Below are 12,490 nucleotides of genomic sequence, written 5' to 3' on the forward strand. Positions count from 1 at the left end.
CATTGCCCGCAGGACGGGCCGCGCCTGCGCGGCCCATCCGTGGGATCACGGCTGCACCACCGTGATCGTGGTCGGGTTGCTGCGGCCAACGCCACGCAGCTGCGGCCGGTACATGTCCTCCACCAGCGGCGGCGGCACCGAGTAGGTACCCGGGGTCACCGCACGCACCAGGTAGAACACGTTGGCCTTGCTGCCACGCGAGAGCTTCAGCGCGGCCACGTAGCGATCGTCGCGGAACTCTTCGTGCTTGGTATCGGCTGCTTCACTGCGGTCGCTGATGGTGATGCCATCGACCACCACGTCAGCCCACTGCTTGGCATCACCGAGGTTGAAGTTCTCGATCTCCAGGCCCGCCGGCAGCAGGTCGGTCAGCAGCGCATCCGGCATGGTGGTGTCGGCAGTGACGGTGACGCGCACGATCAGCGCTTCGCCTTCCTTCAGCGGGCGCGGCGTCCACGGCTTGCCATCGGTGCCGAAGTAGCTGCGTTCAACACCCAGCACGCTGTTGTCCGGCGCCGGTGCGCTGCGCGGGATGCCGGCCACGTCGATGCTGGCAAACATCGGCGGCTGGCCCTGCGGGGTGAAGCGCACGCCGCTGGCCAGTTCGGTGGCGCTGAAGTTGCGGCCGAATAGTTTGCGCTCGCCGATGGCTTCGCTGTTGCCGCCGATCACCAGCTCACCGGCCACCAGCGCCTTCTGGTTGGCAGCCAGCGCCTTGCCGAGGCGGGCGATCGCCACCTGTTCCTGCGTGCTCAGCCACATCCAGCCGGCATTGCGGCGCGCATCCAGGCCACGGCCGAGATCGACGGCACGTGCGTCCCAGGCGGGCTTGGCCAGCTTGTTCTCGTGCGTCAGCGCGATCATCAATGCGTCATCGCGGATCGCGCTGCCGTAGTCGCCGAAGTACGACGGGCGCTCGCTGCTGGACTTGGCGAACGCCGCCGCCAGTGCCGCCTGGCCACGCTTGGCATCGCCCTGCAGCGACAGCGCCACACCCAGATGGACCAGCGACAGGCCACCAACCGCCTTGCTGCGCTCGTTGTCATACAGCGTGCGCAGGGTGCCCAGCGGTGCGCGGTTGACCCGCGCCAGCACGTAACCCGAATACGCCTGGTTGGCGAACTTCAGCTTCTCGCGGTCATCCTGGCCGTAGAACTGGTTGCCGCCGGACAGCAGATCCTCGCTCAGGCGGTTGAGCGCCTTCTGCAGCACGTTGTCGGGCACGGCGAAGCCGGCGTCCTTGGCATCGAGCAGGAACTCGGTGATGTACGGGGTCAGCCACGGGTTCACGTAACCGTCGTCACCCCACATCGAGAAGTTGCCATTGGCTACCTGCATCGACGCCAACCGACCGAACGCGCCTTCCATGCGTTCGCGGCGTGTCTTTGCATCCAAGCCATCGGCGCCGAGCATCGACGACGTCGCCTGGTCCAGGATCAGCGCGGCGTAGCCCTTGCTGGTGGTCTGCTCGGCACAGCCGTAGGGGTAGTTCAACGCGCCCTGCAGGGCGCTGGCGAACGGAATCGGCGGCAGCGGGCTGACCAGCAGCCGTGCGTTCACCGACTCGGACATCAGGCCCTCGGTCAGGCTGTTGTCGAGGCTGACCGCGGCCAGCGGATCCAGCGTGCGCACCTGCGAACGCAGCACCTGTGGCCACGCCGCACGTACCGGCAGGTCATAGCGGCGATCGGCCCTGAAACCATTGCCATCGACCCGCACGCGCACCTTGGCCACGCTGTGGCCCTCGCGCGCCGACAGCGGGAAGCTGAGCGTGCTCTTGGCATCGGCGTTCAACTGCACGCTGCGCGTGCCTTCAGCCAGTGCCAGCGGGCCCTCGGTCTCCACCCGCACGTTGAACGCACCCGGCTTGCCGGTGAAGTTCTGCACGTCCAGGGTGACGGTGCTGCGGTCGCCCGGGGCGAGCACGCGCGGCATGCTGGCTTCGGCCAGGATCGGGGCACGCACCACGGTTTCCACATCGCGCTTGCCGTACTGGTCATCGCTGTAGACCAGCGCCGATACCCGCAGCGTGCCGTTGAAGTCCGGCACCTTCAGGCGGATGCGGGCATTGCCCTTGGCATCCAGTTGCACCGGGCCGGAGAACAGGTCCACGGTCTGCACGCGTGCGGTCGGGCGCTTGGCCTGCGGAAGTGCCTGCAGCGCCATGTCGCCGCCGAACTTCAGCTTGCCGGCGCCGCCGTCGAAGCTTTCGATCACCCGGCTGTAGATGTCGTAGGCATCGATGCCGAGGCGACGCTGGGCGAAGAAGTGCGCGCCGGCATCGGGCACCGGGAAACGGGTGATGTTGAGGATGCCCACGTCCACCGCCGAGACGGTGACGTGCGCCATCTTGCCGGCCAACTGTGGTGCGCTGACCGTCACCGGCAGGTCCTGCTCAGGGCGCATCTGCTTGGGCGCCGCCAGGCCGACCGCCACGGTGCGGCCCTTGCGGTCCATCGGCACATGCACCACGCCCACGGCACGGGCCGGGGTGATCTTGCTCGGCGCACTGCCACCACGGAACACCAGCGCGGTGATGTAGACGTCGTGGCGTTCCCAGTCGGCGGTGACCGGGATCTTGAAGGTCGAACCCGGCTTGGCGTCGATGTCCTGCACGTACAGCATGCGGTCGGTCTCGACCATCAGGATGCCCTTGCCGGCATGCGGCGGGGTCACCGTCACCTCAAGCGTGTCGCCTGCCTTGTAGCCGGTCTTGTCCAGGCCCAGCTTGATCTTGTCAGGGCGTGCATCCAGCCCCCGGTTGTCATCCCCCCAGCTCCAGCCCGCACGGAACGGATAGCGGCTGGTCAGACCGGTAGACGGATCGAACACGTCCACCCGGTACTCGCCCCACTCCACCGGGAAATCAAAGGCCACCGCGCTGCCGCCGGCATCGACGGTGCGCGTTTCCTTGTTCTCGAAACGGCGGGTGAAATCGTAGTCCCAACGGTTGTCGTTGAAGGTCCAGTGGTAATCGCGCAGTTCGCGCACCAGGGTGATCTTCAGACCCTTGGCCGGCTGCGGCTTGCCCGCTGCATCCACGCGCATCAGCTCGAAGCGCGCATTGCCGTTGGCATCGGCACCGTCTTCGGGATTGAACAGCGGGCGCACGCCCACCAGCGCATTGGCCGGCCACATCACCCGCTTCAGGGTGCGGGTGACGGTACGGCCGCCGGTCTCGTACAGGCTGCCGGACAGCACCACCGCGATCGGCGCCTTGGCCTTGGCCGCCTCTTCCGGCAGGGCCACGTCCTCGCGCAGCTGGCCATTGGCCGGCAGCGTGGTGTCGATCACATCCTTGGCTTCGCGCGGCAACTGCAGGGTCGGGTCGCCGAAGAAGTAGCCCGGTAGGCCTTCCACCGGCTGCTGCTCGGCGGCCACCGCCATGCGCGCCGTGAAGCGGTTGCCATCGGCGGGCGCACCGTACAGATAGGCGCCATTGGCCTGCAGGCGCAGCTCCTCGCCCGGCTTCAGCGTCTTCTGCGCGCTGTCCAGGTCCAGCTTCATGCGCTCGGGCAGGAACTCTTCGATGCGCAGTGTCATGCCCTGGATCGCTTCCTTGCTGGCCGGGTCGGTACGGAATTCCACCTGCCAGCGCCCGGTCGGCGCCTCAGCGGGGATGACCTGCTCGAAGTTGATGTAGCCCTGCTCGCCCGGTTGCAGGCGGGTCTCGCGGAAGGTCTTGCCGTCGGGCTGCTTCAGGCGCAGGAACACCGGTTGCGCCTTGACCGGCTTGCCATCGTTGTCGCGCAGCAGCGCGGACAGGCGCACGGTCTCGCCCGGGCGGTACAGGTCGCGGCCGGACCAGGCATAGACATCGAACCAGGCGTTGTCGCGGCCGGCCACGGCGAATTCGCTCAGGTCCAGCGCCGGCTGGTTGAACGGCAGGAAGCTGGTGTCCTTGCCGCTGCTGGCGACCAGCACGTGGGTGGCGTCCAGGGTGTAGTTCAGCAGCGCATTGCCGTTGCCGTCGGTGCTGCCCTTCAGCACCACCTCGCCCTTGGCATCGAGCACGCGCAGGTCGATGCCCTTCAGCGGCGCACCGTCCTTCAGGCCGGCGGTGTGCACGAACAGCTTGTCCTTGTACGCCCGGGTGTGCAGGCCGATGTCGCTGACCGAGAAGAACGCGGTATCGAACTCGCCCTCGTAGTCGCCGGTGCGCTTGAGCAGGGCGAAGTACAGGCCCGGCTCCTGCAGTTCCTTGATGTCCTGGGTCGGCAGGTAGGTCAGCACCCGCTCGTTCTGCTTGCCGCCGAGGATGAAGCGGTTGACGTAGACTGGCTCGGCCAGCTTGTTGATCGGGCTGCGCTCGTAATCGCTGCTCAGTTCCCAGCTGCCGCGGCGGCCGCCGCGCTGGTACTGGCTGAAGAAGGTCGGCAGGTCCTTCTCGCGCACGCGCAGGAACTCGACGTCGACCTCCGGCACGTTCACCGACACCACCGGCAGGCCGCGGCTGTCCTTGGCCGGCAGCACGCTGCCCTGCGAAGCGAAGCCGACCACCGGCTTCAGTTCGCCGCTGAACACCTTCTGCTTCAGTTCCTTGCCCAGGCGGCTGCCATCGGCGGCAAGCAGGTCCGGCGAGACCACCAGGCTGAACTCCTTGCCGGCCTCGACGAACGGGTAGCGCAGGGTCAGGCCGTCATCAGACAGCGTCCAGCTGCTGTCGTCGGTGCCGACCTTCTCCTCGAAGCGCACCAGCGTGTCGAAATCCTGGGTGCCGACCAGCGGGCGCGAGAACTCCAGCGCCAGCGACAGGCCGTCATTCTTCTGGTCCGGGTACGCGCGCAGCAGGGTGAACTCCTTCACCTGCTCGGCCTTGGTGGTGATGGCTTCACCGCTGGCCTTGGGCAGCTGCCCGCTGTCGTTGCGGCAGCCGGCCAGGCCCAGCAACAGGCCTCCTGCCAGCACCGCCGCCGCCCATCCCCACCGCTTCCGCCGTGCCGGACCGCTCATGTCGTCACTCCTTGATCGAGGTGGCCATTATAGGCAGGCCGCGTCAAGGTGTTGACGCGGATTCGGCAGGAATGCATCGGAACGGTAGCGCAGGGCCATGCCCGGCGGTCCCGGTAGCCGCCAACCTTGGTTGGCGTTGGGCCCGTGCCAACCAAGGTTGGCACCTACCAAGGCGCGCCCTACCCCGGCAGGTACAGGTCCACGTAGTCGGTCACCGGCATCGCTGCCAGCGCCACCGGGTCCAGCGATGCGGCCAGGATGCGCTGCTGCTGGGCGGTCGGGAAGCGGTGGGCCAGGTGCCGGCGGAACTTGTCCATCAGCAGCGGAATGCCCTCCTCACGTCGGCGCGCGTGGCCCAGCGGGTATTCCACCAGTACCTCGGGCAGCTCGGTACCGTCGCTGAAGCGTACGCTCAGGCCGTTGGCGATGCTGCGCTTGTCCGGGTCCAGGTAATCGGCGCTGAGCTGCGGATCCTCATGACAGGCCATCTTCGCGCGCAGTGCGTCGATGCGCGGGTCGGCGGCGACGTCATCCTCGTAGTCCTCGGCCGTCAACCGCCCGTGCAGCAACGCGATGGCCACCATGTACTGCACGCAGTGGTCGCGGTCGGCCGGATTATGCAGCGGGCCCTGCTTGTCGATGATGCGGATGCAGGCTTCCTGGGTGCGGATCGCGATATACGCGATGTCCTCGACCCGCCGCCCCATCGCGCGCAGCTGCTGGTGCAGCGCAATCGCCGCCTCCACGGCTGTCTGGCCATGGAATTCGGCCGGGTAGCTGATCTTGAACAGCACGTTCTCCATCACATAGCTGCCCAGCGGTCGCCCCAGCGTCAACGCCTGGCCGTGCATGGATACAGCCTCGAAACCCCAGGTCGGTGCACTCAATACGCTGGGATAGCCCATCTCGCCACTGGCCGCCATCAGCGCCAGGCGCACGCCCCGGCTGGTCGCATCACCCGCCGCCCAGCTCTTGCGCGAGCCGGTGTTGGGCGCGTGCCGGTAGGTGCGCAGCGCCTGGCCATCGACCCAGGCCAGCGACAGCGCATTGAGCATGCGTTCGCGATCCAGCCCCAGCAGCTGCGCAACCACTGCGGTGGTCGCGACCTTGACCAGCACCACATGGTCCAGCCCGACCCGGTTGAAGGAATTCTGCAGCGCCAGCACGCCCTGGATCTCGTGCGCCTTGATCATCGCCAGCAGCACGTGGTGCATGGTCGGCGGCGGGCGACGCAGGGCCTGCGCGTTGCGCCCCAGCCAGTCGCAGACGGCCAGGACGCCGCCGAGATTATCGGATGGATGGCCCCACTCGGCGGCCAGCCAGGTGTCATTGAAGTCGAGCCAGCGCACCATCGCACCGAGGTTGAAGGCGGCCTGCACTGGATCCAGCACGTAGTGCGTGCCCGGTACGCGCGCGCCGTTGACCACGCTGATGCCCGGCACCAGCGGCCCAAGCAGCTTGCTGCAGGCCGGGAAGGACAGCGCCTCCAGCCCGCAACCGAGCGTGTCGAGCAGGCAATGGTGTGCGGTCTGGAACGCCAGCGGTGAGTCGATGCGGGCGTCGCGTACGTAATCGACGATGTCCACCAGCAGCGCATCCCACGCTGCACGCCCGTTGGATGGGGTGTGGCTGTCAGACATTGTCGATCTCCTCGTTGCGGTGCGCGGTTACCCACGCACCATGCCAACCAAGGTTGGCATCTACCAAAGCAATCGGTCTCTGCGACCCAGTAGTCGCCAACCTTGGTTGGCGTTTACCGGCGCATCATTCGGCCGGCACCCGCACCTTGCCGTCCATCAGCACACGGGCGCTGCGACTCATGATGGCCTTGGTCACCGTCCACTGGCCGTCAACGAGCGCGGCCTGCGCACCCACGCGCAGCGTGCCGGACGGATGGCCGAAGGTCACCGCTTCGCGTTCACCACCACCGGCCGCGCGATTGACCAGGGTGCCCGGAATCGCCGCTGCGGTACCGATCGCCACGGCGGCGGTCCCCATCATCGCGTGATGCAGCTTGCCCATCGACAGCGCACGCGCATGCAGGTCGATCGCCGAGGCCGGAATGGCCTTGCCGCTGGACGACACGTAGTCCTGTGCCGGTGCCACGAAGGCGACCTTCGGTGTGTGCTGGCGGGTTGCCGCGTCTTCCAGGTTCCTGATCAGGCCCATGCGCAAGGCGCCGTAGGCGCGGATCTTCTCGAAGCGCTCCAGCGCTGCCTTGTCTTCGTTGATCGCCGGCTGCAGCTCGGTGCCGGTGTATCCCAGGTCGGCAGCATTGAGGAAGATGGTCGGGATCCCGGCGGTGATCATCGTCACCTCGAAACTGCCCACGCCCGGCACATCCAGGGTATCCACAAGGTTGCCGGTCGGGAACATCGCGCCGGCATCGCCATCGTCGGATGGGTCGATGAATTCCAGCTGGATCTCGGCGGCCGGGAAGGTCACGCCGTCCAGCTCGAAATCGCCGATCTCCTGCACTTCGCCATCGCGCATCGGCACGTGGGCGATGATGGTCTTGCCGATGTTGGCCTGCCAGATGCGCACGGTGCACAGGCCATCGCGCGGCACGCGGGCGGGATCGATCAGGCCATTGGCAATCGCGAACGGGCCAACTGCGGTGCTGAGGTTGCCGCAGTTGCCGCTCCAGTCAACGAAGGCGGTATCGATCGAGACCTGGCCGTACAGGTAGTCCACATCGTGGTCCGGCACCGAAGAAGTGGAGATGATCACGCACTTGCTGGTGCTGGAGGTGGCACCGCCCATGCCATCGGTCTGCTTGCCATACGGATCGGGCGAGCCGATCACACGCATCAGAAGTGCATCGCGTGCGGCGCCCGGCACCTGCGCGGCTTCGGGCAGGTCCTGCAGGCGGAAGAACACGCCCTTGCTGGTGCCGCCGCGCATGTAGGTGGCGGGAATACGGAGTTGCGGGAGGAATGTCATTGATCAGTATCCTGGATGCGACGAACCAATATCGGGGTTGAGCTCCTCGCCTTCGAACAGCGCTTCCATGCCCCGCGAAGCATTCCAGATGCGCACGATGGAAACATGCTCAGGTAGCTCCACGTAATAGACCAGGTAGCCGTCGAAGCGACGAACCGGATGAAAACGCAACGGCGCTGGCAGCGAGGGCAACAGACCCGCATGCAGTGCGGAACCAGCACCCGGATGGGCCTCGATCAGCTTGACGACGGATTCCACCGCATCGATGAAGCCGACTTCCAGCACTTCTCCGCCCTGATCTGCATACCAGGCTGCTGCCTGATCAAGATCTCGAACCGCTGAAGGTGACCAATGCGAAGGCTTCACTTGCGGTTCCGTGCGCGCTCACGCAGCTTGTCAAAATGGTCTGGCGCCAAAGGCACGGCAGGCCCCGATGCCAGACCCTCGGCAATCAACTGCCGCAGCAGGTCTTCGGCCTTGCTGCGCTGGCGCTGGCGGATCAGGTCGCGCACGTAGTCGGAGGTGCTGGAATAGCCGCCTTCACGTACTTCCTCGTCCACGAACTGCTTGAGCGGGTCGGTCAGCGAGATGTTCATCGTGGCCATGAGACTCTCCATTGGCAATATTTGCCAAGCAAGTGTGCGCCGCGCCTGTGTGTCGGACAAGCCCGCCCCCAACCGTAGGGGGCAGGCATTCAGCCCACCATCACGCCACCTTGGCGCCTTCCAGGAAGTCCTGGGCGAAGCGCTGCAGCACGCCACCGGCTTCGTAGATGGCCACTTCCTCGTCGCTGTCCAGGCGGCAGGTGACCGGCACGATCACGTCCTGGCCGTCGCGGCGGTGGATGACCAGGGTCAGCTCGGCACGCGGGGTACGCTCGCCGATCACGTCAAAGCTCTCCGTGCCGTCGATGCCCAGGGTCAGGCGGGTGGTGCCCGGCTTGAACTCCAGCGGCAGCACGCCCATGCCGATCAGGTTGGTACGGTGGATGCGTTCGAAGCCCTCGGCCACGATCGCTTCCACGCCCGCCAGGCGCACGCCCTTGGCGGCCCAGTCACGCGAGCTGCCCTGGCCGTAGTCGGCGCCGGCGATGATGATCAGCGGCTGCTTGCGCTCCATGTAGGTCTCGATCGCTTCCCACATGCGCATCACCTTGCCTTCCGGCTCCACGCGCGCCAGCGAGCCCTGCTTCACGCTACCGTCGTCGTTGCGCACCATCTCGTTGAACAGCTTCGGATTGGCGAAGGTGGCGCGCTGCGCGGTCAGGTGGTCGCCGCGGTGGGTGGCGTAGGAATTGAAGTCTTCTTCCGGCAGGCCCATCTTCGCCAGGTATTCGCCGGCGGCGCTGGAGGCCATGATCGCGTTGGACGGCGACAGGTGGTCGGTGGTGATGTTGTCCGGCAGCACCGCCAGCGCGCGCATGCCCGCCAGTGAGCGCTCACCGGCCAGTGCGCCTTCCCAGTACGGCGGACGGCGGATGTAGGTGCTCTGCGGACGCCAGTCATACAGCGGGCTGACCGCGGCGCCGTGCTCGACGCGCACGTTGAACATCGGGTTGTAGACCTTGCGGAACTGCTCCGGTTTCACCGCCGCCTTGACCACGGCGTCGATCTCGGCGTCGCTCGGCCAGATGTCCTTCAGCCGCACCTCGTTGCCATCGGCGTCCACGCCCAGCACGTCCTTTTCGATATCGAAGCGGACGGTACCGGCAATGGCGTAGGCGATGACCAGCGGCGGCGAGGCCAGGAAGGCCTGCTTGGCATACGGATGAATGCGGCCATCGAAGTTGCGGTTGCCAGACAGCACGGCCGTGGCGTACAGGTCACGATCGATGATTTCCTGCTGGATCTTCGGGTCCAGCGCGCCGCTCATGCCGTTGCAGGTGGTGCAGGCGAAGGCGACGATGCCGAAGCCGAGCTGCTCCAGGTCCGGCAGCAGGCCGGATTCTTCCAGGTACAGCTGCACGGCCTTGGAGCCCGGCGCCAGCGAAGACTTCACCCACGGCTTGCGCTGCAGGCCACGCGCATTGGCGTTGCGCGCCAGCAGTGCTGCGGCAATCACGTTGCGCGGGTTGGAGGTGTTGGTGCAGCTGGTGATGGCGGCGATGATCACCGCGCCATCGGGCATCAGGCCCTGCGCCTGTTCGGCCTTGCCCGCTTCCAGCTTGGCTTCGTCGGCGATGCCGCGCTCGGCCAGCTCGGCGGTGGCCACGCGCTTGTGTGGGTTGGACGGGCCGGCCATGTTGCGCACCACGCTGGACAGGTCGAAGTGCAGCACGCGTTCGTACTGCACGGTCGCCAGATCGTCGGCCCACAGGCCGGTGGTGCGTGCGTAGTTTTCCACCAGCGCCACCTGCGATTCCTCGCGGCCGGTCAGGCGCAGGTAATCGATGGTCTGCTGATCGATGTAGAACATCGCGGCGGTGGCGCCGTATTCGGGGCACATGTTGGAGATGGTGGCGCGGTCACCGATGGTCAGTGCCGCGGCACCCTCGCCGAAGAATTCAAGCCAGGCGCCGACCACGCGCTCCTTGCGCAGGAACTCGGTCAGGGCCAGCACCACGTCGGTGGCGGTGATGCCTGGCTGCGGGCGGCCGCTCAGTTCGACGCCGACGGTGTCCGGCAGGCGCATCCACGAGGCACGGCCGAGCATCACGTTCTCGGCTTCCAGACCACCGACACCGATGGCGATCACGCCCAGCGCGTCCACGTGCGGGGTATGGCTGTCGGTACCGACGCAGGTATCCGGGAACGCCACGCCGTCCTGCACGTAGACCACCGGCGACATCTTCTCCAGGTTGATCTGGTGCATGATGCCGTTGCCCGGCGGAATCACATCCACGTTCTGGAACGCCAGCTTGGTCCAGTCGATGAAGTGGAAGCGGTCTTCGTTGCGGCGGTCTTCAATGGCGCGGTTCTTCTCGAACGCCTGCGGATCGAAACCACCGCACTCCACCGCCAGCGAGTGATCGACGATCAGCTGCACCGGCACCACCGGATTCACCTTGGCCGGGTCGCCGCCCTTGTCGGCGATCGCATCACGCAGGCCGGCCAGGTCCACCAGCGCGGTCTGGCCAAGGATATCGTGGCAGACCACGCGCGCCGGGAACCACGGGAAATCGAGGTCGCGACGGCGCTCGATCAGCTGCGTCAGCGCAGCGGTCAACGTGGCCGGATCGCAGCGGCGTACCAGGTTCTCGGCCAGCACGCGCGAGGTGTACGGCAGCGTGGCGTAGGCGCCAGGCTGGATCGCATCGACGGCGGCACGCGCATCGAAATAGTCCAGCGTGCTGCCGGGGAGGTTCTTGCGGTAATCGGTATTCATGGGCTGGCGGAGTACTTGGGGCGGGCCGGGTGCCGGCAATGCGGCGGCGAATGCATCCGGCCGGCGCAGGGCCGGCCGGATGGGTACAGCGGGTGGATCAGACGCGCTTGTCGATGGCGACGAAGTCGCGGTCTTCCGGGCCGATGTAGTTGGCGCTCGGGCGGATGATCTTGCCGTCGATGCGCTGCTCGACGATGTGCGCGCTCCAGCCGGCGGTGCGGGCGATCACGAACAGCGGGGTGAACATCGCGGTCGGCACGCCCATCATGTGGTAGCTGACGGCGCTGAACCAGTCCAGGTTCGGGAACATCTTTTTGATGTCCCACATCACCGACTCCAGGCGCTCGGCAATGTCGTACATCTTCATGCTGGACTGTTCTTCGGACAGCTCGCGGGCCACGTCCTTGATCACCTTGTTGCGCGGATCGGAGACGGTGTAGACCGGGTGGCCGAAACCGATCACCACTTCCTTGCGCTCGACGCGGGCCTTGATGTCTTCCTCGGCCTCATCAGGGTTGTCGTAGCGCTTCTGCACTTCGAACGCCACTTCGTTGGCGCCGCCGTGCTTCGGGCCACGCAGCGCGCCGATGCCACCGCAGATCGCGCTGTACATGTCGCTGCCGGTGCCGGCGATGACGCGGCAGGTGAAGGTCGAGGCGTTGAACTCGTGCTCGGCGTACAGGATCAGCGAGGTGTGCATCGCCTTCACCCACGAATCCTGTGGCTTTTCGCCGTGCAGCAAGTGCAGGAAGTGGCCACCGATCGAGTCGTCGTCGGTTTCCACGTCGATGGCGCGGCCGTTGTGGCTCCAGTGGTACCAGTACAGCAGCATGGAACCGAGGCAGGCCATCAGCTTGTCGGCGATGTCGCGCGCGCCCGGATGGTTGTGGTCATCCTTCTCCGGTGCCACGCAGCCGAGCACGGATACGCCGGTGCGCATCACGTCCATCGGGTGCGCCGACGGCGGCAGTTCTTCCAGTGCGGCCTTCACTGCGGCCGGAATGCCACGCAGCGACTTCAGCTTGGCCTTGTACGAGACCAGCTCGGCGCGGGTCGGCAGCTTGCCGTGCACCAGCAGGTAGGCGATTTCCTCGAATTCGCTGGTGTTGGCCAGGTCCAGGATGTCGTAGCCACGGTAGTGCAGGTCGTTGCCACTGCGGCCAACGCTGCACAGCGCGGTGTTGCCGGCAGCGGTGCCGGACAGGGCGACGGACTTCTTCGGCTTGAAGGTCGGGGTTGCGGTCGTATCGTTCATGTTTCCCTCCGAAAA

At 66.4% G+C, this 12,490-nt stretch carries 7 protein-coding genes; all 7 read right to left on the reverse strand.

The features are described from left to right. Positions 1-45: 45 nt before the first annotated feature. The gene (locus tag AASM09_RS16975; protein ID WP_049430073.1) at positions 46-4,953 is read right to left on the reverse strand and encodes an alpha-2-macroglobulin family protein; all 4,908 of its coding nucleotides are present in this window, start codon (positions 4,951-4,953) and stop codon (positions 46-48) included. A 179-nt stretch (positions 4,954-5,132) separates the two neighbouring features. Further along, positions 5,133-6,593: a bifunctional 2-methylcitrate dehydratase/aconitate hydratase gene (locus AASM09_RS16980; protein ID WP_049430072.1), complete on the reverse strand. Its 1,461-nt coding sequence runs from the start codon at positions 6,591-6,593 to the stop codon at positions 5,133-5,135. A 124-nt stretch (positions 6,594-6,717) separates the two neighbouring features. Next, a complete protein-coding gene (gene prpF, locus AASM09_RS16985; RefSeq protein ID WP_049430071.1) occupies positions 6,718-7,896 on the reverse strand; it encodes a 2-methylaconitate cis-trans isomerase PrpF in 1,179 nt (392 codons plus the stop codon). A 3-nt stretch (positions 7,897-7,899) separates the two neighbouring features. Beyond that, entirely contained in the window at positions 7,900-8,262 is a 363-nt protein-coding gene (locus AASM09_RS16990; protein ID WP_049430070.1) for a type II toxin-antitoxin system RelE/ParE family toxin, read from the reverse strand. Further along, the gene (locus AASM09_RS16995) at positions 8,259-8,501 is read right to left on the reverse strand and encodes a type II toxin-antitoxin system ParD family antitoxin (protein ID WP_049430069.1); all 243 of its coding nucleotides are present in this window, start codon (positions 8,499-8,501) and stop codon (positions 8,259-8,261) included. The genes AASM09_RS16990 and AASM09_RS16995 overlap by 4 nt, the downstream gene beginning before the upstream one ends. A 100-nt stretch (positions 8,502-8,601) precedes the next feature. Further along, the gene (gene acnD, locus AASM09_RS17000) at positions 8,602-11,220 is read right to left on the reverse strand and encodes a Fe/S-dependent 2-methylisocitrate dehydratase AcnD (protein ID WP_049430068.1); all 2,619 of its coding nucleotides are present in this window, start codon (positions 11,218-11,220) and stop codon (positions 8,602-8,604) included. 97 nt (positions 11,221-11,317) lie between these two features. Further along, positions 11,318-12,475, reverse strand: coding sequence for a bifunctional 2-methylcitrate synthase/citrate synthase (prpC, locus tag AASM09_RS17005; protein ID WP_008265338.1), 1,158 nt, complete (start codon positions 12,473-12,475; stop codon positions 11,318-11,320). Between the last annotated feature and the right edge of the window lie 15 nt (positions 12,476-12,490).

The organism is Stenotrophomonas maltophilia, from assembly GCF_039555535.1.
GTDB lineage: Bacteria > Pseudomonadota > Gammaproteobacteria > Xanthomonadales > Xanthomonadaceae > Stenotrophomonas > Stenotrophomonas maltophilia_Q.

Bases quoted from the DNA above. Each gene is read 5' to 3' on its own strand.
- prpF (WP_049430071.1), bottom strand. From the start codon at position 7,896: ATGACATTCCTCCCGCAACTCCGTATTCCCGCCACCTACATGCGCGGC.
- AASM09_RS16975 (WP_049430073.1), bottom strand. From the start codon at position 4,953: ATGAGCGGTCCGGCACGGCGGAAGCGGTGGGGATGGGCGGCGGCGGTG.
- AASM09_RS16995 (WP_049430069.1), bottom strand. From the start codon at position 8,501: ATGGCCACGATGAACATCTCGCTGACCGACCCGCTCAAGCAGTTCGTG.
- acnD (WP_049430068.1), bottom strand. From the start codon at position 11,220: ATGAATACCGATTACCGCAAGAACCTCCCCGGCAGCACGCTGGACTAT.
- AASM09_RS16980 (WP_049430072.1), bottom strand. From the start codon at position 6,593: ATGTCTGACAGCCACACCCCATCCAACGGGCGTGCAGCGTGGGATGCG.
- prpC (WP_008265338.1), bottom strand. From the start codon at position 12,475: ATGAACGATACGACCGCAACCCCGACCTTCAAGCCGAAGAAGTCCGTC.